The sequence below is a fragment of the Marinobacter sp. M-5 genome (assembly GCF_032911545.1).
GTDB lineage: Bacteria > Pseudomonadota > Gammaproteobacteria > Pseudomonadales > Oleiphilaceae > Marinobacter > Marinobacter goseongensis.
The window spans coordinates 1,318,028-1,343,216 of record NZ_JAWJEK010000001.1 but is presented as its reverse complement, the minus strand read 5'-3'; the positions used below and the strand labels follow the sequence as shown (position 1 = coordinate 1,343,216).

Annotated in this window: 26 protein-coding genes; 11 read left to right on the top strand and 15 right to left on the bottom strand. The window is 59.5% G+C overall.

Translation table 11 applies throughout. The features are described 5' to 3' along the window. Positions 1-11: 11 nt before the first annotated feature. Positions 12-638 (bottom strand): TetR/AcrR family transcriptional regulator, encoded by a 627-nt coding sequence (locus tag R0125_RS06185; protein WP_317237521.1) that lies wholly within the window; start codon positions 636-638, stop codon positions 12-14. 145 nt (positions 639-783) lie between these two features. Between R0125_RS06185 and R0125_RS06180 the strand changes: the two genes are divergently transcribed. Next, positions 784-2,517, top strand: coding sequence for a proline--tRNA ligase (locus tag R0125_RS06180; protein WP_317237520.1), 1,734 nt, complete (start codon positions 784-786; stop codon positions 2,515-2,517). 22 nt (positions 2,518-2,539) lie between these two features. Here the strand turns inward: R0125_RS06180 and murB are convergent, their stop codons facing one another. From murB to R0125_RS06135, 9 genes are all read right to left on the bottom strand, one after another. Beyond that, entirely contained in the window at positions 2,540-3,586 is a 1,047-nt protein-coding gene (murB, locus tag R0125_RS06175) for a UDP-N-acetylmuramate dehydrogenase (RefSeq protein WP_317237519.1), read from the bottom strand. Beyond that, positions 3,583-4,068 (bottom strand): low molecular weight protein-tyrosine-phosphatase, encoded by a 486-nt coding sequence (locus R0125_RS06170; protein ID WP_317237517.1) that lies wholly within the window; start codon positions 4,066-4,068, stop codon positions 3,583-3,585. Before R0125_RS06170 ends, murB begins: the two co-directional genes overlap by 4 nt. Further along, a complete protein-coding gene (gene kdsB / locus R0125_RS06165; RefSeq protein ID WP_317237515.1) occupies positions 4,065-4,847 on the bottom strand; it encodes a 3-deoxy-manno-octulosonate cytidylyltransferase in 783 nt (260 codons plus the stop codon). The genes R0125_RS06170 and kdsB overlap by 4 nt, the downstream gene beginning before the upstream one ends. A 12-nt stretch (positions 4,848-4,859) precedes the next feature. Further along, the gene (locus R0125_RS06160; protein ID WP_248180999.1) at positions 4,860-5,048 is read right to left on the bottom strand and encodes a Trm112 family protein; all 189 of its coding nucleotides are present in this window, start codon (positions 5,046-5,048) and stop codon (positions 4,860-4,862) included. Position 5,049: 1 nt separating this feature from the next. After that, positions 5,050-6,069 carry a tetraacyldisaccharide 4'-kinase gene (gene lpxK, locus R0125_RS06155; protein WP_248180998.1) on the bottom strand — a complete coding sequence of 340 codons (1,020 nt, stop codon included), beginning with the start codon at positions 6,067-6,069 and terminating at the stop codon, positions 5,050-5,052. Next, positions 6,066-7,841: a lipid A export permease/ATP-binding protein MsbA gene (gene msbA / locus R0125_RS06150; protein WP_248180997.1), complete on the bottom strand. Its 1,776-nt coding sequence runs from the start codon at positions 7,839-7,841 to the stop codon at positions 6,066-6,068. Before msbA ends, lpxK begins: the two co-directional genes overlap by 4 nt. Beyond that, complete coding sequence (locus tag R0125_RS06145; protein WP_248180996.1) at positions 7,838-8,263, bottom strand: ExbD/TolR family protein; 426 nt, start codon at positions 8,261-8,263, stop codon at positions 7,838-7,840. Before R0125_RS06145 ends, msbA begins: the two co-directional genes overlap by 4 nt. A gap of 5 nt (positions 8,264-8,268) precedes the next feature. Beyond that, positions 8,269-8,895 (bottom strand): MotA/TolQ/ExbB proton channel family protein, encoded by a 627-nt coding sequence (locus R0125_RS06140; RefSeq protein ID WP_248180995.1) that lies wholly within the window; start codon positions 8,893-8,895, stop codon positions 8,269-8,271. A 91-nt stretch (positions 8,896-8,986) separates the two neighbouring features. Continuing rightward, entirely contained in the window at positions 8,987-11,371 is a 2,385-nt protein-coding gene (locus R0125_RS06135; protein WP_317237514.1) for a DNA internalization-related competence protein ComEC/Rec2, read from the bottom strand. 80 nt (positions 11,372-11,451) lie between these two features. On the opposite strand from R0125_RS06135, the gene R0125_RS06130 reads away from it, so the two are divergent. Next, on the top strand, positions 11,452-11,976 hold the full coding sequence (locus tag R0125_RS06130; RefSeq protein WP_248180993.1) for a DUF2062 domain-containing protein: 525 nt from the start codon (positions 11,452-11,454) through the stop codon (positions 11,974-11,976). Here R0125_RS06130 and R0125_RS06125 read toward each other — a convergent pair. Then, positions 11,973-12,683, bottom strand: coding sequence for an ABC transporter ATP-binding protein (locus tag R0125_RS06125; RefSeq protein ID WP_248180992.1), 711 nt, complete (start codon positions 12,681-12,683; stop codon positions 11,973-11,975). The genes R0125_RS06130 and R0125_RS06125 overlap by 4 nt on opposite strands. Next, positions 12,676-13,917, bottom strand: coding sequence for a lipoprotein-releasing ABC transporter permease subunit (locus R0125_RS06120; RefSeq protein WP_317237513.1), 1,242 nt, complete (start codon positions 13,915-13,917; stop codon positions 12,676-12,678). Before R0125_RS06120 ends, R0125_RS06125 begins: the two co-directional genes overlap by 8 nt. 115 nt (positions 13,918-14,032) lie before the next feature. Here R0125_RS06120 and R0125_RS06115 point away from each other — a divergent pair, with 115 nt between their 5' ends. The 9 genes from R0125_RS06115 (at position 14,033) to infA (ending at position 21,073) form a co-directional block, all read left to right on the top strand. Beyond that, positions 14,033-14,626: a PilZ domain-containing protein gene (locus R0125_RS06115; RefSeq protein ID WP_317237512.1), complete on the top strand. Its 594-nt coding sequence runs from the start codon at positions 14,033-14,035 to the stop codon at positions 14,624-14,626. A 112-nt stretch (positions 14,627-14,738) separates the two neighbouring features. Beyond that, positions 14,739-15,044: a hypothetical protein gene (locus tag R0125_RS06110; protein WP_317237511.1), complete on the top strand. Its 306-nt coding sequence runs from the start codon at positions 14,739-14,741 to the stop codon at positions 15,042-15,044. A 123-nt stretch (positions 15,045-15,167) separates the two neighbouring features. Further along, positions 15,168-16,220: an agmatine deiminase family protein gene (locus R0125_RS06105; protein WP_317237510.1), complete on the top strand. Its 1,053-nt coding sequence runs from the start codon at positions 15,168-15,170 to the stop codon at positions 16,218-16,220. Then, complete coding sequence (locus tag R0125_RS06100; RefSeq protein ID WP_317237509.1) at positions 16,217-17,146, top strand: carbon-nitrogen hydrolase; 930 nt, start codon at positions 16,217-16,219, stop codon at positions 17,144-17,146. The genes R0125_RS06105 and R0125_RS06100 overlap by 4 nt, the downstream gene beginning before the upstream one ends. Before the next feature lie 7 nt (positions 17,147-17,153). Beyond that, entirely contained in the window at positions 17,154-18,065 is a 912-nt protein-coding gene (locus R0125_RS06095; protein ID WP_317237508.1) for an AAA family ATPase, read from the top strand. Between the two features lie 153 nt (positions 18,066-18,218). Continuing rightward, positions 18,219-19,172, top strand: coding sequence for a thioredoxin-disulfide reductase (gene trxB / locus R0125_RS06090; protein ID WP_317237507.1), 954 nt, complete (start codon positions 18,219-18,221; stop codon positions 19,170-19,172). 172 nt (positions 19,173-19,344) lie between these two features. Further along, complete coding sequence (gene aat, locus R0125_RS06085) at positions 19,345-20,067, top strand: leucyl/phenylalanyl-tRNA--protein transferase (protein ID WP_248180986.1); 723 nt, start codon at positions 19,345-19,347, stop codon at positions 20,065-20,067. Further along, a complete protein-coding gene (locus R0125_RS06080; RefSeq protein ID WP_248180985.1) occupies positions 20,060-20,773 on the top strand; it encodes an arginyltransferase in 714 nt (237 codons plus the stop codon). The genes aat and R0125_RS06080 overlap by 8 nt, the downstream gene beginning before the upstream one ends. 81 nt (positions 20,774-20,854) lie before the next feature. Next, positions 20,855-21,073: a translation initiation factor IF-1 gene (gene infA, locus R0125_RS06075; protein ID WP_008938619.1), complete on the top strand. Its 219-nt coding sequence runs from the start codon at positions 20,855-20,857 to the stop codon at positions 21,071-21,073. 58 nt (positions 21,074-21,131) lie between these two features. On the opposite strand, the gene R0125_RS06070 is transcribed toward infA, so the two are convergent. The 3 genes from R0125_RS06070 to clpS all read right to left on the bottom strand — a co-directional run bounded on the left by R0125_RS06070 (position 21,132) and on the right by clpS (position 25,041). Beyond that, positions 21,132-22,094 carry a putative solute-binding protein gene (locus R0125_RS06070; protein ID WP_410797562.1) on the bottom strand — a complete coding sequence of 321 codons (963 nt, stop codon included), beginning with the start codon at positions 22,092-22,094 and terminating at the stop codon, positions 21,132-21,134. 286 nt (positions 22,095-22,380) lie between these two features. Next, entirely contained in the window at positions 22,381-24,651 is a 2,271-nt protein-coding gene (gene clpA / locus R0125_RS06065) for an ATP-dependent Clp protease ATP-binding subunit ClpA (protein ID WP_248180983.1), read from the bottom strand. Positions 24,652-24,669: 18 nt separating this feature from the next. Further along, the gene (gene clpS / locus R0125_RS06060; RefSeq protein ID WP_248180982.1) at positions 24,670-25,041 is read right to left on the bottom strand and encodes an ATP-dependent Clp protease adapter ClpS; all 372 of its coding nucleotides are present in this window, start codon (positions 25,039-25,041) and stop codon (positions 24,670-24,672) included. Positions 25,042-25,189 lie beyond the last annotated feature (148 nt).

Below are 25,189 nucleotides of genomic sequence, written 5' to 3'. Positions count from 1 at the left end.
CCTGTGGAGTTTCAGCCCACCAGCGACTGCACATACGCTGTCATCATACTCTTGAGCTCACGGACCAGGTTCTTTGCCTGATCTTCCGGAAGGGTCACGGCCAGCCTAAGGATGCTGCCGGCGGTGCGGGGCAGCATCAGACTGGCCGTCCAGCGTTTATCCTTATCCAAGTGCGGAAACTCGACCGCCAGGCGGGCGTCCAGGTCCCGGGCGTGGCTGTACAGCTCTCTCAGATCCAGATGCCGCAGCTCGGGCATGGCTTCCACTCCGCTCCAGATCGCCGAGTAGGCCGGTTCCGTGCGATAGAATTCGTAGAACAGATCGATCAACACATCCACCGCATCGGCAAGACTGGTCTCACCGAGGCGGTCACGCAGGGCCGACTCCACTTTCTCGACGTGGCGCTCCGCTATCGCTTTTACAATCGCTGTCTTGTTCGGGAAGTAACGATAAAGGGAGGCCAACGACATATCAGACTGACGCGCGATGGCCGACATGCTGGTGGCATCGACTCCGACGTCGTGGAAAATAGCGGTGGCATGCTGGAGAATGGTTTCCACCCGCTCACGGCTGCGAGCCTGAACCGGCCTCCGCCGCGGCGTGACATTCAGCGCTGAATCTGTGTTCTCTGAGCTCATAAGCCAGCTACACCCACTCGATCTGTACCTTGTGTGACAGGCTCCGTACAATAACCACCAATGTACGATAAATAAAGGGCCGGGCGCGCCAATCGCAGCCTAGCCACTAGCCTAAGAACCTTGACAACCTCATACGGAAGACACAATGCGAGCAAGCCGTTTCCTGATTGCCACCCTGAAAGAAACACCCGCCGATGCGGAGGTCATCAGCCATCAGCTGATGCTTCGGTCAGGGATGATTCGCAAGCTTGCCTCAGGGCTCTATACATGGCTGCCCATGGGGCTGCGAACCCTTCGCAAGGTTGAGCGGATCGTACGGCAGGAAATGGACAAGAGCGGTGCCCAGGAGCTGCTGATGCCAGCGGTCCAGCCCGCCGAACTGTGGCAGGAATCCGGGCGCTGGGAACAGTACGGTGGCGAACTGTTGCGAATGAACGACCGCCATGGTCGCGAATTCTGCTTCGGACCGACCCACGAGGAGGTGATCACCGATCTCATCCGCAATGAGCTGAAAAGCTACAAAGAGCTGCCAGCCAACTTTTACCAGATCCAGACCAAATTCCGCGACGAACGTCGTCCCCGCTTTGGCGTCATGCGCGCCCGTGAATTTCTGATGAAGGATGCCTACTCCTTCCACGTCAACGCGGAGTCGTTAAACGACACCTATCAAACCATGCATCAAACCTATTGCGCCATTTTCGATCGGGTCGGCCTTGATTACCGGCCGGTTCAGGCGGACTCCGGGGCGATTGGCGGCAACGCTTCCCACGAATTCCATGTACTGGCCTCGTCCGGCGAGGACGACATTGTGTTCAGCACCGACAGTGACTACGCCGCTAACATAGAAAAAGCGGAAGCGGTGGCTCCGGCGGGCGAGCGACCCAGACCCACCGAGGAACTGAAGGAAATTGCCACACCGGATCAGCGCACCATTGATGCCATTGCGCAATTCCTCGACATCGATGCGGCACGCACCGTCAAAACCCTGCTGGTCAAGGGCGAGGCCGACGACGATGGCAAGGCGGGGCTGGTCGCCCTGATCCTGCGTGGCGATCACACCCTCAACGACATCAAGGCCGAAAAGCTGGCCGGCATCGCCGAGCCGCTGACCATGGCAAGCGATGACGAAATCGAACAGGCCATCGGCTGCAAGCCCGGCTCCATTGGTCCGGTCAAACTGCCGGTGCCGGTGATCGTCGATCGCGCAGCGGCCCATCTGGCGGATTTTGTCTGCGGTGCCAACCGGGACGGTTACCACCTGACCGGCGTGAATTGGGGCCGCGATGCCGCCGCAGATCGGATCGAGGATCTCCGCAATGTGGTCGAGGGTGACCCGAGCCCGGACGGCAAAGGTAGCCTGGAAATTCGCCGCGGCATTGAGGTAGGCCATATCTTCAAGCTGGGTAACAAGTACAGCACCGCCATGAACGCCACGGTGCTGGATGAAAACGGCAAGAGCGTGATTCTGGAGATGGGCTGCTACGGCATCGGTGTGTCGCGCATCGTGGCCGCGGCGATTGAGCAGAACCACGACGACAAGGGCATTATCTGGCCCGACGCCATTGCCCCGTTCGAAGTGGCCATCGTTACCCTGAATGCCCACAAATCCCCGGACGTGGCGGCAGCCGGTGAGCGGCTGTACGATCAACTGCGCCAGGCCGGGTTCGATGTGCTGCTGGACGACCGTAACGAGCGCCCGGGCGTGAAATTTGCGGATATGGAACTGATCGGCATTCCCCACCGCTTCGTGGTGTCCGACCGTGGCCTGGCCGCGGGCACGCTGGAATACAAGGGTCGTCAGGATGCGGACAAACAGGACGTGGCGGTCGATGAGTTCCTGCCGTTCTTGCTGAAAGCCTCACCCCGCAACGGGCTCTAGGTCGGGTCTGCGGTACCGGGGCTCAAGCCCCGGATGCCTTCCGGGCCGGGATCACTCCCGGCTCACGCTCCAGCTGGACGCCAAAGCGCGCGTCCACGTCCCTCTGAATACGGTCTGCCAGTGCCAGCACGTCGGCACCACTTCCTCCGGAATGATTGATCAGCACCAGAGCCTGGCGGTTGTGAACACCCACCCGCTCATCCCGAAACCCTTTCCAGCCACACTGGTCGATCAGCCAGGCCGCCGCGAGTTTTGCTGTTTCGCGCCCGGGATAACCCGGCATGTCCGGGTTATCGGCTTTCAGAGCTTCCCACTGGGCCAGCGAAACCACCGGGTTCTTGAAAAAGCTGCCGGCATTGGGCATCTGTTGCGGGTCGGGCAGCTTGCGACGGCGAACCGCCATCACTGCCTGCGCAACGTCCAGCGGGGTAAGCTCGTCCGTCTTCTGCGCCTCAAAGTAGTCCCGTAAATCGGCATAGCCCAGCGCCAGCGGCTGCGAGCGGCTCAAACGCAGACGCAGCTCCACGATCACGTAGCGGCCTGGCTGATGCTTGAACAGGCTGTCTCTGTAAGCAAAGTCGCAGTCCTCGTTGGCCAGAACCTGCCAGTCTCCGGTGTCGCGGTCCAGTACCGTAACACTGACCAGTGAATCCCGCAGTTCCACTCCGTAGGCGCCAATGTTCTGTACCGGCGCCGCACCCGCCGTGCCGGGAATCAGCGCAAGGTTCTCGATACCACGGTAGCCGGCCGCCGCTGCGTACAGCACTGCATCGTGCCAGTTTTCCCCTGCCCCGAGGGCCAACACGGCGGAGTCACCCTCCACCTGCTCCCAACGGCGGCCGGTGAGGGCCATGTGCAGCACCAACCCGTCAAAGTCGCCCGCAAACACCAGATTGCTGCCACCACCCAGGATCAGCGTTTCCAGCCCCTCCCGGTCGGCGAACGCAAGGAGAGCCGCCAACTGGTCATCGGAATTCACATCCGCGTACCAGCGTGCACTGGCATCAATGGCAAGGCTGTTGAGGGTTCGCAGGCTGACGTTTTCACGGATTTCAGCAGGCTTGTTCACGCCAGGCGCTCCCGGATTCGGGCCAGCAGCCCCTCGCTGGCCTCTGCGATGAGATCCAGCACCGCCTCGAAACCGTCGTCACCGCCGTAGTAGGGGTCCGGCACCTCATCGTTGGGGCTGCTTCCATACGCCAGGAAAAGTTCCGGTTCAGTGCCTCCGACCTGTCGCCATACGTCACGGACGTCCGCCAGGTTCTGCCGATCCATCACCAGAACCACATCGAACTGGGCCAGGTCGGCGGCCCGGAATTGCCGCGCCCGCAACCCGGAGATATCTATACCGCGCTGCCGCGCTTTCGCCACCGCGCGCTTATCAGGGGCCTTGCCCACATGCCAACCTCCGGTACCGCAGGAGTCAATCTGGATATCGGCCTCAAGTCCCGCGCGGGCGACAACCTCACGGAAAACACCCTCCGCACTGGGCGAGCGGCAGATATTGCCAAGGCAGACGAACAACACGTTGATCGGTTTGCGTGCACTCACGGCTGGCTCGCCTCCATCCACTGTCGCAGTCGTTGCAGGTCGGCCTCGGTATCAACACCAGCCGGGGGGCGTTCCAGGGCTTCTTCAACGTGAATATGAGCACCGTTGTAGAGGGCACGCAGCTGTTCCAGCGATTCCGTCACCTCAGTAGGCGCAGGTGACCAGCCAACAAAATCCGTCAGTAAACGCACGCGATAGCCATATATTCCGATATGACGGAAATAGCTCACGCCGGCAGGTAAAGGTGCATCTCCGGACGGCCAATGATCCTGGCCCCAGCTATCACGGGCCCAGGGGATGGGCGCCCGGCTGAAATAGTGCGCCATGCCCTGATGATCCGCGACCACCTTGACCACATTGGGATTGAACACACTGGCCAGATCCGTAATCTTTTCACACAGGGTCGCGATGGCAGCGTGGGGAAAACGCTCAAGATTATCGGCCACCTGGTTGATCAGTGCGGGAGGGATCAGGGGCTCATCGCCCTGAACGTTGACAACCCGGTCGTCAGCTTTGAAACCGAGCGTGCGGGCAACCTCTTCCAGCCGGTCGGTGCCACTGGCGTGATCGGGCGAGGTCATCACCACTTCCGCACCGAAGGCCCGGCAAACGGATTCGATGCGTTCATCATCGGTCGCAATAACCACACGGCTGGCGGCACTCTCACCGGCGCGCTCATAGACATGGCGGATCATCGGTTTGCCGGCAATGTCGGCCAGCGGCTTGCCCGGCAGGCGGGTAGACGCGTAGCGGGCGGGAATCACCACGGTAAAGGACATGACACTCCCCTATCAGCGTTTATCGAGGCGTTCATCCGTTGACAGCGTACGCGCTTCCGTCGCCAGCATGACCGGGATGCCCTCACGGATGGGGAACGCCATCGCGTCCTGGTAGCAAATCAACTCGGTTTTTTCCTGATTCAGTTTCAGGTCACCCTTGCACACAGGACAGGCCAGCATGGCCACCAGCTTTTTATCCATATCAGGTTCTCTCGGTTTCGTGATGATGTAGCAGCGAGGCGCATTCCCGCACGCGATCCAGGAATGCCACCGTAAATTCTTCCGGCAGAGTTGCAGTGACCGACAACACCCAGGCGTTATCACCTGCAATGTCCCGGCATTTGACCGCATCCTTGGCGGTCATGACCAGCCGCCGGGTGCTTCCGGTGTCCAGGTCCGAGGCCTGGAATCTGTGATGATCGGCAAATGCCCGCCCGGACACCTGCGCACCCAGCGCTTCCAGTGTAGCGAAAAAACGCCCGGGATTACCGATGCCCGCCACCGCCTGCACCGGCTCCCCGCGCAAGCTGTCCAGTGGCGCAGCCTTGCCGGTCTTCAGGTGTCGAAGCCCGGTCGGCTCCAACACCATGGTGAATTGCCGGGGGTGCTCCAGATCGTCCAGCCACCCCCCGTTGGTCACCACAAAGTCCACACCGGACAAACGCTCCAGTGGCTCCCTCAGCGGGCCCACCGGAATGCCTGCGCCGTTGCCCAGGCCGCGCGCGCCGTCGAACACGGCCAGCTCGATATCTCTGGGCAAGGCGTAATGCTGTAGCCCGTCATCACAGATCAATACGTCGCCCAGCTGTTGTTTCAGCGCCCACAGTGCCCCGCGTTTGCGCTGCGGATCCACCACTACCGGGCAGCCGGTTTCCAGACGCAACATGACCGGCTCGTCTCCGGCCTGTTCGGTGGAGGTGCTTTCATCAACACTCAGGGGGTAGGCATCGGAACGACCGCCGTAGCCGCGGCTCAGGATCACCGGCCGCCAGCCCTGCTCCCGCAGCAGCGAGACCAGTCGCGCCGTCAACGGGGATTTGCCGGTTCCCCCTGCGGTGAGGTTGCCAACCACGATCACCGGCACCGGAAGCGCTGCATCTTTCTCGCGCCAGGCCTTGCGGCGGCGACTTTCAGCAACCATCCGATAGAGCCAGGCCAGCGGATACAGCAGCCACAGCGGCCGCCCGGTGCCATACCAAAGGCGGTCAATCAGTGTGGTCATGCGTGCTCGCTGAACTGCAGCTGATGCAACTGCGCGTAGGCACCGCCGGTGGCCAGCAGTTCATCGTGACGACCGGACTCGATGATCCGACCAGCCTCCATGACCAGAATGCGGTCGGCTTTCTCGATGGTCGACAATCGATGCGCAATGACCAGGGTGGTTCGCCCCTGCATCACGGTTTCAAGCGCTTCCTGGATGTGGCGCTCCGACTCCGTGTCCAGTGCCGACGTGGCTTCGTCAAGAATCAGAATCGGTGCGTTCTTGAGCAACGCTCGTGCAATAGCCAGTCGCTGGCGCTGGCCGCCAGAGAGCATCACGCCGTTATCACCGATCATGGTGTCGAGCCCTTCCGGCATGCGATCAATGAACTCCAGGGCATGGGCTTTTGCCGCCGCCTCGCGGATTTCCTCGCGCGTACAATGGCGCAAGGCACCGTAGGCGATGTTGGCTGCAATGGTGTCGTTGAACAACACCACGTTCTGGGTCACCAGGGCAATCTGGGTCCGCAGCGCCCGCAGACCGAAGTCCTTCAGCGAATGCCCGTCGATGCGAATATCGCCCCCGGTATATTCATAAAATCGGGGCAGCAGGCTGACCATGGTGGACTTTCCGCTGCCGGAGCGACCAACGAGGGCAACGCTCTGCCCGGCGGGGATGTCCAGTGAGATCGACTGCAGGACGTTATCCAGCTGATCACGGTAGCGGAACGAGACGTCGGCAAAAGTAATATCGCCATTGACCCGCTCCGGGCGATAGGTGCCGTTATCGTGTTCGGGCTCTTCGTCCATAGTACTGAACACATCGTGGGCGGCAGCAACCCCCTTCTGAATCTTGGCGTGCACTGAGGTCACCTGACGAATCGGCTTGGCCATGGTGGTTGCCGCCGTGATGAAGGCGATCAGCTGGCCGGTGCTCATCTCACCACGAATCTCGGGTGCCAGCATGGTCCACACCAGTGCCGCGATGGCCACAGCCACCAGCACCTGAATCACCGGAATGCTGATGGCCTGGGTAGACGCCATTTTCAGGCTTTGTTTCAGGTTCTTTTCACTAACATCACGGAATCGCTCGCGCTCATAGTCCTCGCCACCGAAGGTGCGAACCACCCGGTAACCGGAGATGGATTCCGAGGCCACGTGGGTGATGTCCCCCATGGATCCCTGAATACGTTTGCTGATCTTGCGAAAACGCTTGCTGGCATAACTGACCACGAGGCCGATGAGGGGACCCACGGCCACAAACACCAGCGTCAGTTTCCAGTTGGTGTAGAGCATGAACCCCAGCAAGCCCAGGATGGTCAGGCCTTCCCGCAGCGTGATGGTCACGGCGTTGGTGGTGGCCTCGGCAACCTGTTCCACGTTGAAGGTCAGCTTGGACACCAGACGCCCGGATGCGTTGTCATCGAAATAGCGCGACGGCAGGCTCAGTAAACGATCAAACACCTGATTTCTCAGGGCATTGATCACCTGCCGCCCGACGTAGCTGATGAAGTACTGGCTTAGAAACGTGCCCACGCCACGGAACGCGAAAACCCCGACAATGAGCAGGGTCAACAGGATCCGGTTCTCCTCGGTGGGGTTTTCAATGGCGAGAATCACGTACTCCATGGCGGCAGCCATACCTGTGGACGCAGCGGCATAGATTACGTTGCCCAGCACCGCCAGTGAAAACGCCAGCCAGAATGGCTTTACGTAGGCGAGCAGGCGTTTGTAGGTGGCCCAGTTGGAGGTCGAGGGCGCCTCGGTGTCGGTGCCCGGTACAGATTCACTCACTGGCCGTCAGCCTCCCGCTCGGTGGTGATGCTCAGTTTGGCAAAGCCCAATCGGCCAGCCACATCCATCGCGCGCACCACAAACTCGTGGGGCGTCCTGGCGTCGGCAGTGATTACGTAAGGCAGGGAGTTGTCACCGTCCGCGAGCTCACTGACCGCTCGCTCAAGGGTTTCCCGACGGTTGTTCACGAGAGTGCGTTGATTGAGGATGTACTGCCCCTCGGCGTTGATCACCACATCAATTTCCCGCACCTCGGTTTCGGCGCGGGCCTCAGCGCTGGCCTGCGGCAACTCGACCTGCAGGTGACTCTCGCGGGTAAAGGTGGTGGACACCATGAAGAAGATTAACAGCAGGAACACCACATCGATCAGTGGCGTCAGGTCAACTCCGACTTCCTGGCTTCTCTGGCGCTTGAACTTCACGACGTTCAGGCTCCTTCCACATCAATTTCTCGGTCGCCATGGACGACTTCAACCAACTTGATGGCTTCCTGCTCCATACCCACCACCAACTCATCCACGCGGCGGATAAAATAGCGGTGACAGATCAGCGCAGGGATGGCCACACTCAGACCGGCAGCGGTGGTGATCAATGCCTCGGAAATGCCGCCCGCAAGGTTGCCCGCATTGCCAACGCCGGCCAGCTGGATTTCCGCAAACACCTTGATCATACCGATAACCGTGCCCAGCAGGCCCAGCAATGGGGTGATGGTGGCAACGGTACCCAAAGGATTGAGGAAGCGCTCGAGGTCGTGAATGACCTGACTGGCCTCATGCTCAATGCTTTCTTTCATGATTTCACGGCCATGCTTGGCGTTCATCAGACCGCCCGCGAGGATACGGCCCATGGGAGACGAGCCCTGCAGGGCTTTCAGCTTCCGGCCATTCAGCTCTTTTTTCTTGATCCAGCGCCACAGCTCATTGATGGTCTGGGGTGGCGCCACTCGGGAAGCTCGCAGCGTCCAGAAACGCTCGAGAATTATGGCAAGCGCCAGGATGGAACAGGCAACAATTGGCACCATCAAAATGCCACCGGCTTTCAACAGCTCGAACACGCTTGGTCTCCCTGATTGTTAACAAGCCGCGCTACTTTAGCATAGCTGCTGCTTCAGGCCACACCCGTTGTGTCACGGTATTTTACATTGCTCACCAATCCGTTATGGGACCACGAATCCAGAATGGTGCAGTGTCTCTTTGCTGGCCAACGCGAACGCCGGTGTCGTCCAGCACCAGGCGCACAGCGCCGGAATAGGCGGTGTTCAGTTGCTGCCTGCCCGCCGCATGATAGCGATCCACGACGGCCGGGTGCGGATGACCGAAGCGATGCCGGTAACCCGCACTGTAGATTACCCAATCCGGCGCCAACGCTTCCACCCAGGACGCCGTTGACGAGGTGTTGCTGCCATGATGCGGAGCCACCACAATTCGTGCCGTCGGCTCGATCGTCCGGCTTCGGCTCAGGCTGGGCGCCGCTGTCATCGCCCGCTCGATCGCGGCAGTGATATCACCGGGCAGGATGACCTGAAAGCGACGTCCAGGATCCATGGCGATGACCACACACGAACGGTCATTGGAGTTGTCAGACTGGTCGGCATCAATGCCCTGCCAGAACTGAACCCGGACACCCGCGATGGTTCGCGGCGGCGAGGAATTGCAGGATGCTGGTACCGGTCCGCCGTAGCCACCGTCCAGGGCCTGCAGACGCTCCGGCTCGCCGCTAATCACCTCGCCCACGGGGTAGGATGCGAACAGTGCAGGCAGGCCACCGGCATGATCACTGTCTGCATGGCTGACCACCAGGGTGTCAATCTTGCGAATACCGAGGCGTCTGAAGTTGGGGATCAACACAGACTCCACCGATGAAAACACGCCGGGGACCGCCGGCCCGGTATCGTAGAGCAGCACCTTGTCGTGGTGCCGGATCAATACCGACAAGCCCTGCCCCACGTCCCAGACCCGAATCTCTGCCTGCTCCACCCAGGGATTGGCCAGAGGCTCACGAATCGACGATGCGCCCAGCAGCAGTGCACCAGCGAACAGCAATACCACCCGCAAGCGTGGTGCGGGCACCATCAGCACCAGCAAAACCGCAATGGCTATGATGACCGCCAACCCCGCATCGGCTCTGCTGACCGGCAATTCCAGCGAGGCCAGCCACCTCAGCACCCGCCAGAGCACCTCCAACGCCCCGTCAAAGATAAGAAGTACGGCGTCCCGGCTCACGGGCAAACACCATATCAGTGCAGTGCCAGCCATCAGCAACGGCATGACTACGAACGACACCCAGGGAATGGCGAAAAGGTTGGCCAACAAACCGGAATAGGGCTGCCCCTGACCAAGCACCGACAGGATTGGCCACAAACCGACAAACACCGCCGCCTGCGACAGTGCCAGAGCCGCGAGCCAGGTAGGCGGAGCCAGCCGCCCGGTAAATACCAGAACCAGCACCGACACCGCTCCGAACGACAGCCAGAATCCCTGATCCAGGGGCGCGAAGGGGTCTGTGAGCACCACCAGGAACAGGGCGAGAGCCAGCCCGTGCCAGGCTGATACCTGACGGCCCTTCAGCCAGATCCAGCCGGCCACCAGCGCCATGATCAGCGCCCTACGCGTCGGCACGGTAAAGCCCGCAGCAAGTGCATAAAGCAGACAGGCAATGGCAACCACGCCGAGCACCAGATAGCGCTGGCGCTGCGGAGCCGGATGACCGGCCGGAAGAGCGGTGATCAAGCGCCTCGCCAGGAAACCTGCGCCGATGGCGACCAGGCCAAGGTGCAAGCCGGAGATGGCCACCAGATGGATGGTGCCGGTCGCCTTGAGCACGGCCCAGTGCTCGGCAGTCATGTCGCCACGGTGCCCTATCAGCAGCGACGCCAGCAGCGGATAGTGTTCAGCCTCCCCCATCACGGACGCCAGCGAATCAGCCAGATCCAGCCGCCACGCCATGTATTGGCAATGCACTCTGCAGGGTACCGCCGGGGCTTCTGCCACGTCGCGGACGGTCCCCGTCGCGCGGAAACCTTTCCTGAACAACCAGGTCTCATATCGGAAACCGGCAGGATTCACCGCCCCGTGCGGCTTTTTGAGCACCACATCAAGCCTCAGGCGATGACCCGGAAGGCGCTTTTCACCGTCGCCGTACCAGGCCAGACGAACCGTCTCGGGCAATTCCCCCGCGGTGTCGACGGAGCGGTCACGCTGGTGCCAATGGGTGATACAGAAACTGAAACGCAAGCTGTGGAAGCTGCCATGAACGGGGATGTTGCAAAGGTAGCCCGAAACTGACACCACCTGCCCCTCCAGCGACGCCGGTAGCGTATGCTGCAATCGATCCGAGACATGCCATGATGCCCAGGCGCCACCGGCAAGCACGCAAAGAAGGAGAACCGCCAACCGGGCCTGTCGCTGCACGCGGAGTGCCGAAAAGACCAGCGGGAACGCAGCCGCAATCAGCCACGGCAGAGGTGGCAACATCGGGAACGTATAAAGTAAGATAACGCCGCAGGCAAATGCGGCAAGATTTCCGGACAATCCTTGTCCTCCTGATTTTCCAGAGCGCCGGTACCTTTCCACGCCCCGGGGCGTTCAATCTGAACAGGCAGATCTTCCAGATGCCAAAGAAGTTCATGAAACGATACTTACCAACGCCGGAGAAAATCCGCGCGATGAAATCGCTGCAGTTCCTGGGCGACATCCTTCATGAGCCCAACCTCTGGCACATCAACCGTCACAGCGTGTCCCGCGCCTTTCTGGTCGGCATTTTCCTGTGCCTTATTCCCATGCCATTCCAGATGTTGGCGGCCGCATTCTTTGCCATCTGGTTTAACGCCAACCTGCCCTTGTCCACCGTGCTGGTATGGATCAGCAATCCTCTGACCATGCCCCCGATGTTCTACTTCAATTACAAAGTCGGCGCCTGGCTTCTGGACCGCCCGGTACTGAAATTTGAATTCCAGGCGTCCTGGTCGTGGATCAGCGAGCGCATTCTCGACGTTGGCATTCCGCTCTACCTCGGATCCCTGATTGTGGCAACCCTCGCGGCCTGTATGGCCTACCTCACTATCCAGTTCCTCTGGCGGCGAAAGGTGCGCACTGACTGGCAGGAGCGCAGGCTGCTCCGGCGCCGGAATCGCTAGCGCTCGGTCAGCAGCCTTCCCTGCTCCAGACGCAGTACACGCCCGAGGCTGCGGGCCATGCCCATATCGTGGGTCACCATCACAAAAGCAATACCCAGCCGGTCTCTCAGGGCTTCAATTAACTGCTTGACCCCCTCACCGGTATGCTCATCAAGATTCCCTGTAGGTTCATCCATCAACACGCATTCCGGTTCATTGACCAGAGCCCGCGCAATAGCCACCCGCTGCCTCTCGCCGCCGGAGAGCTCGCCGGGCTTATGGGTCAGTCGTTGGCTTAAACCGACCTCACCCAGCACGGCCCGGGCCTTTGCCTCCGCAGCTTTCACCGCCATGCCGCCGAGCGCACAGGGCATCATGACGTTTTCCAGGGCGGTAAACTCCGGCAGGAGGTGGTGGAACTGGTACACAAAGCCGAGATGGCGGTTACGGAACCGTGCCCGGCCCGCCTCACTCATGGCGTGAATGTCCTGATTACAGATCGAAATATGCCCGGATGACGGGCGATCCAGACCGCCCAACAGGTTCAGCAGTGTGGTTTTTCCGGCACCACTGCTGCCAACGATCGCTACTGTTTCACCTGCCGAAACCCGCAGGGAGATGTCGGAGAAGATTGTCAGCTTTTCCGGGCCCTCGTTGTAGGTGCGAGTCACCTCGCGGCAATCAATCACCAATGCAGTATCGGCGGCGAATTCGGTGTTGTCATTCATAGCGCAGGGCCTCCGCCGGGTCGACTCGTGATGCCCGCCAGGCGGGGTAGATAGTAGCCAGCAAGCTCATGGCCAGACCGGCACCGCTGATGATGAACACGTCCTGCCATTGCAACTGGGAAGGCAGGTAGCTGATAAAGTACACATCCGCACTCAGGAACTGATGCCCCAGGGCGCTCTCCAGCCAGGAAATGAAGGCGCTGATGTTGAGCGCACCGAAGACCCCCAACGCCGTGCCAACCAGCGTACCGAATATGCCAATCACACCGCCCTGGATGATGAATATGCGCATGATGCGACCCGGTGTCGCGCCCATGGTGCGCAGAATCGCAATATCCGCCGTTTTGTCGGTGACCACCATCACCAGGGTCGACACGATGTTGAACGCAGCCACTGCCACAATGAACATCAGCAGCAGGCCGATCATGGTCTTCTCCATACGGATAGCCTGGAAAAGGTTGCCATGGGTACGAGTCCAGTCCGAGATGTAATAGCGGCCATCCAGGCTTCTCGCAGCCTGCTCTGCCACCCGCGGCGCCGCGAACAGGTCATCCACCAGCAGGCGAACCCCCTGGGCCTGGCCGTTGGTTCGCATCAGTTTCGACGCATCGTCCATATGAACCAGCGTGTAGTTGCCGTCCAGCTCCGCGCCGACACTGAACACACCTCTTACCGTAAATCGCTTGAGACGCGGCAGCACGCCCGCCGGGGTGACCGACGCTTCCGGCAGAACCACAGTCACCTTGTCGCCGAGCTGTAACCGCAGGCTGGACGCCATGGTACGACCGATAATAATGCCGAAATCACCGGATTTCAGATCGTCCAGATCCCCCTCGATCATGTGGTTCTCGATGATCGAGACGTCACGCTCCTGGTCCGGCAATATGCCATTGAGCAGAACGCCGCGAACGTCGCCGCCACCTGTCACCATGCCCTGCCCCTGGATAAAGGGGGCGGCGGCAAGCACCCGCGGGTGTTCCTCGACCCGGCGCACGATGCTTTCCCAATCACGGATATTGTCGGAGCCCTCGATTACCGCGTGAGGCACCATGCCAAGAATGCGCTGCTTCAGCTCGCGGTCGAAGCCGTTCATCACCGACAACACGATTATAAGCACGGCGACACCGAGCATCAGCCCGATCATCGACGTCAGAGAGATGAAAGATATGAAGTGATTGCGCCGTTTCGCAGCGGTATACCGCAAGCCGACGTAGAGCGATAAAGGTTTGAACATGAGAAGAGGTGCCTGTTGCTACCTTCGGGTCATTCGGATTTCCATCCACTGCGTGAACGGAAACTGCTAAACTTTTCTACATAAACACAAAACGCTGCGCTGATTCGGAGCCGCAATGCCTTCACGATCTTCCGACGCTATCGCCTCACCACCGCCCGACGCCGGGGATCGTCGCGATTTCTTTCGGATCGAGGACCATATTGGTCTTGAACTCCGCCAGATAGTCGGCCGGGCCGAGGAAGGCGACCGCTCGTTCAGCGGTGATCACCTGGGCAGCCTTCGGGCGGAATTAAAGCGCCTTGACCAGGATGTGCGTGCACAGCTCGCCACGCTCGCGGAGCGTGACCGCCTGCTGGCTTCCCTGATCAAGTCACTGAACGGAAAGCTCGATATACTGGCGCGCATTATGGCCTTTGAGCAAAATCCGTTGCAACCGGAGGACTGGCAGGATGTCACCCTCAGCGAGGGCGGCGTTGCCTTTTGTTGTGAGCACAACGCCTGGAGCGAGGGCGATTTGCTGGCGGTGCGGATGACACTTCCCCCGGAACTGTTTCAGGCGCAAGCCGTGGCCCGGGTCATCCACATCGTGGGCGACGCCACGGGCAGCGCACGGGTTCACACCGAATTTACCGATATCCACGACAGTGACCGCCAGCAGATTGCCAAGCATGTGATGCGGTGGCAGATCCGCCAACGACAAAAAGGATAAACTGGCGAAATGGTGTGACTTTCATTCGCATTTTTCGGATATTACGTTTTATTCATGTCCTCAGGGACGCTCAGCACACATCGACACCCAGCTCCAAGGGAGACCCCTACCGATGACAAACATCGCTCCAAGCCTGATCGGCGCCGCCATTCTGACCGCGTTCCTCGGCTTTTTGCCCGTCAACCCGGCTCTGGCTGACGAAATGACCATTCCCGTGGGCAGCCAGGGAGAGCGCTCCCAGACCGATCTGCCACGCACCGGCATGAGTGAAGAGAGCGTGCGTAATGCCTGGGGCACACCTCGTGAAATTCGCGGTCCGGTCGGCAAACCCCCGATTTCCCAGTGGCACTATGATGGCTTTGTCGTCTATTTCGAAGGCGACCGGGTGCTGCACGCAGTATTGAACCCGAATCGTTAGGCAAGAGACACTCCGACCTTCGCGCGGCGCTATCAGCGCCCGCGCAATTTCCTTCATCCATACCCTGACGCAACGTCGTTCGTTGGTTAGAATGGCGATTTTCTGCAAGTAGGTGGCTATAAATTGACGACCACACGAGTGTTACCCGCCGAATGGGCTCCTCAAAGCGCGGTCATGCTGACCTGGCCCCACGCCGGTACCGACTGGTCCGACATTCTTGATGATGTGGAGCCGGTTTTCATGGCGATCGCCCAAGCCGTGCTGGCCAGGGAAAACCTGATCATCAGCTGCGAGCATGTGGTGAGATTACAGGATCTTGAACGGGAACTGGCAGCGTTTGCCCGGACCGAGGAGCTACCCGGTCGGGTGATCGCCATACCCGCTCCGGCAAACGATACCTGGGCCCGTGACCATGGCCCGATCACGGTCGTGACCGGTGATGGACCGCAACTCCTTAATTTCCGTTTCAACGCCTGGGGCGGCAAATTCCCCTGGGAAAAAGACGATGCGCTCAACCAACACCTTTACAACGCTGGCAGTTTTGGTGGCACCCCCATGTCCGCTGTTGATTGCATTCTTGAAGGTGGCTCCATCGAATCCGATGGTGCCGGCACAGTAATGACCACCAGTGAATGCCTGCTGACACCGAGCCGCAACCCGTCCCTGGATCGGGGTGCCATCGAGAACCTGTTGACCGAGACGCTCGGGGCCAGACGCGTCCTGTGGCTCAATCACGGTTTTCTCGCCGGCGATGACACAGACAGCCACATTGACACTCTCGCCCGCTTTTGCGCGGAAGATCACATCTGCTACGTCACCTGCCCCGACCCGACTGACGAGCATTACCGTGCGCTTGCAGCCATGGAGGAGGAGCTGCAACAGTTTCGTCAGGCTGATGGCCGCCCTTATAAGCTCACACCATTGCCATGGCCCGACGCCATCCATGATGACGAGGGGCACCGGTTGCCGGCAACCTACGCCAACTTCCTGATCATCAACGGCGCGGTTCTGCTGCCGGTTTATGACGTGCCGCAGGACGCCGAAGCGATCGAGGTCCTGAAAGGCCTGTTTCCGGAGCGGACCATTGTTCCGATCAACTGCCGCCCTCTGATCCACCAGCACGGCAGCCTGCACTGTGTGACCATGCAGTTCCCAGCGGGAGCGGTTACGCCATGACCCGACCCAACACCCCCGCCGGATCTGCGTTGAGGGTTGCGGCAGTCCAGCAAGTCTGCAGCGACGACAAGGCCAGCAGCCTCGCCACCAGCGAACGGCTGGTGCGCGAAGCCGCCGCTGAAGGTGCGCAACTGGTCGTTCTTCAGGAGCTGCACGCCACCCTGTATTTCTGCCAGACCGAGGACACCTCGGTTTTCGAGCTTGCCGAACCCATCCCGGGGCCAACCAGCGCCGCGCTGGGCGCTCTGGCCGCAGAGCTTGGCATTGTGTTGGTGGGGTCCATTTTCGAGCGTCGCATGAACGGCGTCTACCACAATACCGCCGTGGTATTCGAGCGGGATGGCAGCATCGCCGGCCTTTACCGCAAGATGCACATACCGGACGACCCGGGCTTCTACGAGAAGTTCTATTTCACCCCCGGAGACGCCCGCTGCAATTCCGGTGACAGCGGGTTCACCCCCATCGATACCTCCGTGGGCAGGCTCGGGGTGCTTGTGTGCTGGGATCAGTGGTACCCGGAGGCTGCCCGTCTTATGGCGCTGGCAGGCGCGGAGGTCCTGATATACCCGACAGCCATTGGCTGGGACATCACCGACGACCCGGCCGAGCAAGCACGTCAACTGGAGGCCTGGGTTACCGTCCAGCGCGGCCATGCGGTCGCTAACAACCTGCCGATCATCGCACCGAACCGTATCGGCACCGAGCCGGACCCCTCGGGTCAGTCCGACGGTATCCGGTTCTGGGGCAACAGCTTTATCGCCGGCCCACAGGGCGAATTCCTGGCACGGGCCGATGACCGCTCGGAGACCGTGCTTCACGCCGCCATCGATCGCAACCGCAGCGAATCGATCCGGCGCATCTGGCCGTACTTCAGAGACCGGCGCATCGACGCCTACGGCGACATTCTCAAACGAGTACGGGACTGATCCGGGCATGAAAAAACTGATCGACAGCGTTGTCAGCGAACTCAACACCATCCTTCTGGGCAAAGAGCAACAGGTGCGACTTGCCCTTTGCGGTCTGCTGGCACGGGGGCACCTGTTGATTGAAGACATTCCCGGCATGGGCAAGACCACACTGTCTCATGCGCTGGCACGGATCATGGGGCTGAGTTATCAGCGCATCCAGTTCACCAACGACCTGCTGCCGGCCGACGTCCTGGGGTACTCGATGTACGACAAAGAGGCGGGATCGCTGGTTTTCCATAAAGGCCCGATCTTTGCCCAGGTGGTGCTGGCGGACGAGATCAACCGCGCCTCACCACGCACCCAGAGCGCACTGTTGGAGGCCATGGAAGAACGGCAGGTTTCCATTGAGGGTGAGACCCGCCCGCTGCCACATCCGTTTTTCGTCATCGCTACCCAGAATCCCATTGAGCAGGGGGGCACCTATCCGCTGCCGGAATCCCAACTGGACCGGTTCCTGATGCGGCTCCACCTGGGCTATCCGGATCCCAAAGCCGAGCGGGAATTGCTCGAGGGTGAGGACCGCCGTGCCCTGACGGACAAATTAGATACTCTGCTGAGCCAGGAGGACCTTGAATCCCTGCAGGAATCCGTCGGACGCGTAACCACCAGCCCGGCGCTGCTCGACTACGTCCAGCGCCTGCTGGAACAGAGCCGCCGCATGCCCGGGTTGCTGTATGGCCTGTCACCCCGGGCCGGGCTCGGCCTGGTTCGTGCCGCCCGAGCCTGGGCGCTGATGGACGGCCGCCACCACGTGTTGCCCGATGACATCCAGGCGGTATTTCCCGCAGTTGCAGAGCACCGGCTGAAACAGGGAGAATCGGGTAAAAGCAAAGAAAGAATCAGGCAACTTCTTGCTTCAGTGTCGGTCATTGAGTAGGCCGGTCATTGAGCAGATAGCAACGCTCAATGAACGGAATTGGCCGAAATAAATGGCACATCTTTTCTTTCATGGTAGCCTTCAGCACTTTCACTGACCGATTCATTGGCAGCATTCAAAGTAGTGTTTTCAGATTTTGACGAGAGATCCAGCATGAGCGAAACCAAGCATTCCCGACTGATTATCCTTGGCTCCGGCCCCGCCGGTTACACCGCTGCCGTGTATGCCGCCCGCGCAAACCTCAAGCCAACCCTGATCACCGGCATCGAAGTGGGCGGGCAACTTACCACCACAACCGACGTCGACAACTGGCCTGGCGACAACGACGGGGTTCAGGGTCCGGAACTGATGCAGCGCATGCTCAAGCACGCCGAGCGTTTCGAAACCAACATTGTGTATGACACCATCAACGAAGCCGATCTACGGAGCCGGCCCTTCCGCCTGAAGGGCGACGGCGGCGAATACACCTGCGACGCCCTGATCATTTCCACCGGCGCTTCGGCCATGTACCTGGGCCTGGAGTCGGAAGAGAAATTCAAGGGCCAGGGTGTATCAGCCTGTGCCACCTGCGACGGATTCTTCTACAAGAAACAGAAAGTCGCGGTGATCGGCGGTGGCAACACTGCGGTTGAAGAAGCCCTTTACCTCTCCAACATTGCTGACGAAGTCACGCTGGTGCATCGTCGCGACAGCCTGCGCGCCGAGAAAATTCTGCAGGACAAACTGTTCGAGAAAGCGGAAAACGGCAACGTCAACATTATCTGGGACCACACCCTCGACGAAGTGCTGGGCGATGGCACAGGCGTGACCGGCATGCGCATCAAAAGCCTGAAGGACAGTTCCACGCAGGATCTTGACCTGGCCGGCGTCTTCATTGCCATCGGCCACAAGCCGAACACCGATCTGTTCACCGGCCAGCTGGACATGGAGAACGGCTACATCAAAATCCGCTCCGGCCTCGAAGGCATGGCAACCCAAAGCAGCATCCCGGGTGTTTTCGCTGCCGGCGACGTGGCCGACCACGTATACCGCCAGGCCGTGACCTCCGCAGGATTCGGGTGCATGGCCGCGCTGGATGCGGAGAAATTTCTGGATCAACAGGACTGAATCCCACTGAGGACAACCACTCAAGAGTTCGACGAGGGCTTCGGGTGCAAGCTGCTGAAACTGTGCGGAGCCAAGCGTACACGGACGTATCCACAGCGTGTTTCAGCAGCTTGTGCCCGAAGGCCGATCCCCCGGAATCCGGTTTGCACGTAACTGAAAGCAGCGGACCCGAATGACTTCACTACCCTGGATAGACCCCGACCATCTCTGGTTCCCCCCCGCCGAGGAAGCCCTTGACGAACCCGATGGCCTGCTGGCCCTGGGCGGAGACCTGTCTACCGAACGCCTGATCCTCGCCTACCGCAACGGCATCTTTCCCTGGTACAGCGACGACCAGCCCATCCTGTGGTGGTCCCCCGACCCACGGTGCGTGTTATTCCCCGACGAAATCCACATCTCCCGCAGCCTGAGACGCACCCTGAACAGCGGCCGATTCCGGGTGACCGCCGACCAGGACTTTGCCAGCGTTATCCGCCTGTGTGCCGACACCCGCGATGAGGGCACCTGGATCACCGATGACATGACCCGTAGCTATACCCGGTTACACCATCAGGGAGTCGCCCACTCCATCGAAGTGTGGAACCCGGCCGGTGATCTGGTGGGCGGCATGTACGGACTGGCCATCGGCGAGTGCTTTTTCGGTGAATCCATGTTCTCACTGGAAACCAACGCCTCCAAGGTGCTGATGGTTCACCTCGCGTGCCAGCTGGCTCTCTGGGGATACCGGATCATGGATTGCCAGGTCGAAAGCAGTCACCTGCTGAAAATGGGGGCCAGAAGCATTCCCAGAAGCGAGTTTTTATCTATACTCAGAGCAGGTGTTGACCGCTCCCCGAGCCACGGTTCCTGGCAGATCCAGTGGCGTTGGCCCGGGGCCGGAGGAGTGCATGAGTAACCTCAGGACCCTGGTGTTCTTTGCGACACCACCACATGACTGCAGCTACCTGCCAGACCGGGAGGCCACGACCATGTTCGTGGACCCACGGGCCAACATTGACAAAAAGCTCTACAGCCAGCTCACGGCCCTCGGTTTCCGCCGCAGCGGGTCCCACTATTACCGCCCCCACTGCGAAGCCTGCAATGCCTGCATTCCCGTTCGCCTGCGGGTGGACGATTTCTGCCCCGATCGCAGCCAGCGCCGGGTGCTTGAGCGGAACTCCGACCTCACCTGCGAGCTGGTGCCCGCCTGCTTTACCGAGCGTTATTACCGGCTTTATGCACACTACATCGAACATCGGCACGCCGACGGTGACATGTACCCGCCCTCGCGGGAGCAGTTCAGGTCTTTTCTGGTTGAAGGCGCAACCGACTCGTGGTTTGTGGAGATCCGCCTCAATGACGAGCTGATCGGCCTGGCCGCAGTGGACATGCTGGATGACGGACTGTCCGCCATTTACACCGTCTTTGATCCTGCCTTTGAGCATCGCAGCATCGGTACCTTTGCTATTCTCTGGCAGATCGAGACGGCACGGGCGCGGGATTTACCACATTTGTACCTGGGGTACTGGATCCGCGAGTGCCGGAAAATGAACTACAAGACCCGCTTCAAGCCAATCGAGGCCCTGCGGGAAGGGCACTGGCAGGTACTGACACGCAACTGATTTTGCTAAATGGCGACAAATCAGGCAGAATTGCGCAATTTAAAATCCAGGTAAGTTAATTCCAAACGAGGTTTCTACTGAATGGCGAAATCAGATGTCATTGAAATGGAAGGCGTAATTGTTGATACGCTTCCGAATACCATGTTCCGTGTCGAGCTGAGCAACGGCCACGTTGTGACAGCTCACATCTCGGGCAAGATGCGCAAGAACTACATCCGCATCCTGACCGGAGACAAGGTGAAAGTTGAGCTGACTCCCTACGACCTCAGCAAGGGCCGCATCGTTTACCGCGCCCGTTAATCACCGACGTGACATCTGAAAGCCCCGGGGTTCCGGGGCTTTTTCATTTCTGTCGCGCCTATTCCCTGTCTTCAGCGCTGCACTCACCCGCACCCGGGTTGGTATAGCACCTGACTTTCCGCAATATGGTCATCATGTTGTCGTCATAGACGCCAGCGGCAAGCATTCCGCTGCTTTCCGCGGACTGTTGCATGTCGATACGCACGCTGCGCAGCATTTCCTGATAACCGGCAATGGCCTGTGGTGAAATATCCACCCAGCGATCCGCCGGTATCGAGTTCTCATATTGACGAATGACCCGGATGGCTTCCGGATAGAGTCTTGAAACGGTCTTGCGTGACTGGCGCACAAAGCGGTCATCGAACTCGCCGTTTCTGGCGACCAGTTGAATGGTCACCTGCCCCACCGGGTATTTGACGATACCGCCGCGGTCGCCCATGCCACGAAACATCTCCAGAATCTCATAAGCCGCAGCCGGCGCGTAGCTGATATCCGCCTCGCCGTTGTTGAACAGGCGTGCGAAGTTCGAGATCTTCGCGTCCACCGGGACCGCGCCCACGTACTCCACCATGTGACGGGCATCGTGGTGGCCCTCAAACACAGTGATGCGCTTGCCCTTGAGCGCGTCCACATGATCAATGTTGCGGTCATTCACAAACAGATAGGCGGCACCCATCGGAGCCACACCCACAATCTCATAACCGTCCTGGGCCAGGTGCTCGTCCACCCGCGGGCTGGACAGAATGTGCATCAGCACCCGCAAATCTTCGTAATAAGGCACCGCACCGATAGCACTGATGGAGCCGGTAAAATCGTTGAAGTGGCGAACCCCCATATCGGTCAGGGCAACAATGTCACAGAGCCCGGCGCGAAAATCGTCAACCGCCTGATCTTCATCGGTGTAGGGCTTCATCGACAGCTTGACGCCGGTCTTGATCATCTTTCGCTGATATTCCTGCAGCGTTTTATAAACAAAGCCGGCGGCACCGGCCACATCGAAGACGCAGAACTGTTTTTCCACAGCAGCTACAGAGGGGGTCCAGACAGACAGACTTATAACGCCTGCCAACAGTGCAGCACATACCTTCATTCGTCCTGATTCCTTGTCATTATTGTTTGTAAGGGGTCACACAGCCGAAATCGGCATCAGCCCCGATTGGGACACCCAAATTGACAGAAATCAGAATGGAATGGATTGACGGCACTGTCGGCCGGGCAGCTGAAAAGCGGCCAATTTGATGAAGTGTGCACATAAAAAAACCGCGCCCATCGGAGCGCGGTTTTCGAAAGTGGCAGAGCCGCGGGTATCAGACTGCCTCGGCTGGCTCGTCCTCGTAGTCGAACACCAGCTCATCGTCACGCAGGTGGATGTGCACGTCGCCTCCCTTCTCTGACAACCGGCCAAACAGAATCTGCTCGGCCAGCGGCCGCTTGATCTTGTCCTGAATCAGGCGGGACATGGGTCGTGCACCCATGGTGACGTCGTACCCTTTCTCTGCAAGCCACTGCTTTGCCGGTTCGTCCACGTGCAGAACCACGTGTTTCTCATCCAGCTGTGCCTGCAACTCGGTCAGGAACTTGTCCACCACGTGGGTGATGGTGTGCTTCTGAAGGTCGGCGAACTGAATGATGCCATCCAGGCGGTTACGGAACTCAGGCGTGAACGTTTTGCTGATGATTTCCATACCGTCCGAACTGTGATCCTGCTCATTGAAGCCTATTGACCGACGGGCCATGCTCTCGGCACCGGCGTTGGTGGTCATCACCAGGATTACGTGGCGGAAATCCGCCTTGCGACCATTGTTATCAGTCAGCGTGCCGTGGTCCATCACCTGCAACAGCAGGTTGAACACTTCCGGGTGCGCCTTCTCGATCTCGTCCAGCAACAGCACACAATGGGGGTGTTTGTTCACCGATTCGGTGAGCAAACCGCCCTGGTCATAGCCCACATAGCCCGGAGGAGCACCGATCAAACGGGAAACGGTATGACGCTCCATGTACTCGGACATATCAAAGCGCACCAGCTCGATGCCCAGCACCTTGGCCAGCTGTTTGGTCACTTCCGTCTTACCGACACCGGTCGGGCCGGCAAACAGGAATGCGCCTTCGGGCTTCTCGGGCGCCTTCAGACCGGCCCGCGCCAGTTTGATGGCTGTGGACAGCGACTCGATGGCCGGATCCTGTCCGAACACCACCATTTTGAGATCGCGCTCCAGATTACGGAGCAGATCCTTATCGCTGGTGGACACGTTCTTCGGCGGGATACGCGCAATGTTGGCGACCACGTCTTCAATGTCCGGCACATCCACCGTTTTCTTACGCTTGCCCTCAGGCATCAAACGCTGACGGGCACCGGCTTCATCGATCACATCGATTGCCTTGTCCGGCAGATGGCGATCGGTGATGTAGCGGTCCGCCAATTCGGCAGCCACGCGCAGCGCTTTGTCGGTGTATTTGAGGTCGTGGTGCTTCTCGAAGTTCGGCTTCAGGCCTTTGAGGATCTGGTAGGTATCCTCAACACTCGGCTCATTCACATCGATCTTCTGAAAGCGTCGCGCCAGGGCGCTGTCTTTCTCGAAGATGCCCCGGAATTCCTGGAATGTGGTGGAACCGATGCAGCGAATCTCACCAGAGCCCAGCATCGGCTTGAGCAGATTCGATGCATCCATGACACCGCCCGACGCTGAACCCGCTCCGATGATGGTGTGGATTTCGTCGATGAACAAAATGGCATGCTTCTCTTTCTTGAGCTCCGCCAGCAGGCCTTTCAGACGCTTCTCGAAATCACCCCGGTACTTCGTGCCGGCCAGCAACGCTCCAAGATCAAGGGAGTAGACCACGGCATCGGAGATAATATCCGGCACCTGTCCGTCCACAATGCGCTTGGCCAGACCCTCGGCAATGGCGGTCTTGCCGACACCAGCCTCACCCACCAGCAGCGGATTGTTCTTGCGGCGGCGCACCAGAATCTGCACCACTCGCTCCACTTCGTGTTCGCGGCCGATCAGCGGGTCAATGCGGCCCTGGCGCGCCTGCTCGTTCAGGTTGGTCGCGTAGCTTTCCAGAGGCCGGGATGAACCACCCTCCTCGGCCGCTTCCTCGTGGGAGGCCTGGTCATTGCCATCCTGATCCTCAGCTCCCTGGACACGGGAAATGCCGTGGGAGACAAAATTCACCACGTCGATACGGGCAATGCTCTGCTTCTTGAGCACGTACACAGCCTGACTTTCCTGCTCACTGAAGATGGCCACCAGCACATTGGCACCGGTCACCTCTTTTTTGCCGGACGACTGCACATGAAACACAGCGCGCTGCAACACTCTCTGGAAACCGAGGGTCGGCTGGGTCTCGCGCTCACTGTCGCTGCTTGGAATCAATGGCGTTGTGGAATCGACAAATTCGACGAGTTCATCCTGAAGCTGTTTCAGGTCTGCCCCGCAGGCTTTGAGAACGCCCACCGCCGATTCATTATCCAGCAGCGCCAGCAAAAGATGCTCCACTGTCATGAACTCATGGCGCTTGTCACGGGCATTTTTGAAGGCCGTATTCAGCGTAATTTCAAGATCTTTGCTCAGCATGGGCCACCCCTGGGTCTATCAGTCCGCACGTTCAATCTCGCAAAGGAGCGGATGCTCGCATTCCGAAGAATACTGGTTCACCTGTGCCGCCTTTGTCTCCGCGATGTCACGGGTATATACCCCACATACGGCTTTTCCTTGCGTATGGACGAGCAGCATCACCTGCGTCGCCTTTTCTTCGTTCATACCGAAGAACTTCATTAACACCTCAACCACAAAATCCATGGGGGTGTAATCGTCGTTCAGAAGCATCACCCGAAAGCGCGCAGGGCGTTTGAGAGCGGGCTTCTCGGGGGCAACGCTCAAATCATCCTGGTGTCCCGGATGGCCTGGCTGTTGTTCATCGTCCCCCTGATTCAATACTAGTAGAGAATTCTGGATAGTCCTCATGATTCTTTACCGGAAATCGGTGCCCTTGCTTGTAAGGTGGTTGTGAGTCGTCCGGTTTTCAAGCCAACAGGCTGAACGGACGTGCGCTGGTTATCAATACGCGCATGATAACGCTTCAGCCCCCTCTTCAACCATACATTCCCGCAAT

What these genes read in the sequence shown, in the direction of transcription:
- clpS (WP_248180982.1), bottom strand. Translation starts at nt 25,041, where the DNA reads ATGAGGACTATCCAGAATTCTCTACTAGTATTGAATCAGGGGGACGAT.
- R0125_RS06110 (WP_317237511.1), top strand. Translation starts at nt 14,739, where the DNA reads ATGACAAACATCGCTCCAAGCCTGATCGGCGCCGCCATTCTGACCGCG.
- clpA (WP_248180983.1), bottom strand. Translation starts at nt 24,651, where the DNA reads ATGCTGAGCAAAGATCTTGAAATTACGCTGAATACGGCCTTCAAAAAT.
- trxB (WP_317237507.1), top strand. Translation starts at nt 18,219, where the DNA reads ATGAGCGAAACCAAGCATTCCCGACTGATTATCCTTGGCTCCGGCCCC.
- R0125_RS06160 (WP_248180999.1), bottom strand. Translation starts at nt 5,048, where the DNA reads ATGGATAAAAAGCTGGTGGCCATGCTGGCCTGTCCTGTGTGCAAGGGT.
- R0125_RS06125 (WP_248180992.1), bottom strand. Translation starts at nt 12,683, where the DNA reads ATGAATGACAACACCGAATTCGCCGCCGATACTGCATTGGTGATTGAT.
- R0125_RS06120 (WP_317237513.1), bottom strand. Translation starts at nt 13,917, where the DNA reads ATGTTCAAACCTTTATCGCTCTACGTCGGCTTGCGGTATACCGCTGCG.
- R0125_RS06185 (WP_317237521.1), bottom strand. Translation starts at nt 638, where the DNA reads ATGAGCTCAGAGAACACAGATTCAGCGCTGAATGTCACGCCGCGGCGG.
- aat (WP_248180986.1), top strand. Translation starts at nt 19,345, where the DNA reads ATGACTTCACTACCCTGGATAGACCCCGACCATCTCTGGTTCCCCCCC.
- R0125_RS06130 (WP_248180993.1), top strand. Translation starts at nt 11,452, where the DNA reads ATGCCAAAGAAGTTCATGAAACGATACTTACCAACGCCGGAGAAAATC.
- R0125_RS06180 (WP_317237520.1), top strand. Translation starts at nt 784, where the DNA reads ATGCGAGCAAGCCGTTTCCTGATTGCCACCCTGAAAGAAACACCCGCC.
- R0125_RS06100 (WP_317237509.1), top strand. Translation starts at nt 16,217, where the DNA reads ATGACCCGACCCAACACCCCCGCCGGATCTGCGTTGAGGGTTGCGGCA.
- R0125_RS06095 (WP_317237508.1), top strand. Translation starts at nt 17,154, where the DNA reads ATGAAAAAACTGATCGACAGCGTTGTCAGCGAACTCAACACCATCCTT.
- R0125_RS06115 (WP_317237512.1), top strand. Translation starts at nt 14,033, where the DNA reads ATGCCTTCACGATCTTCCGACGCTATCGCCTCACCACCGCCCGACGCC.
- kdsB (WP_317237515.1), bottom strand. Translation starts at nt 4,847, where the DNA reads ATGTCCTTTACCGTGGTGATTCCCGCCCGCTACGCGTCTACCCGCCTG.
- R0125_RS06080 (WP_248180985.1), top strand. Translation starts at nt 20,060, where the DNA reads ATGAGTAACCTCAGGACCCTGGTGTTCTTTGCGACACCACCACATGAC.
- lpxK (WP_248180998.1), bottom strand. Translation starts at nt 6,069, where the DNA reads ATGACCACACTGATTGACCGCCTTTGGTATGGCACCGGGCGGCCGCTG.
- infA (WP_008938619.1), top strand. Translation starts at nt 20,855, where the DNA reads ATGGCGAAATCAGATGTCATTGAAATGGAAGGCGTAATTGTTGATACG.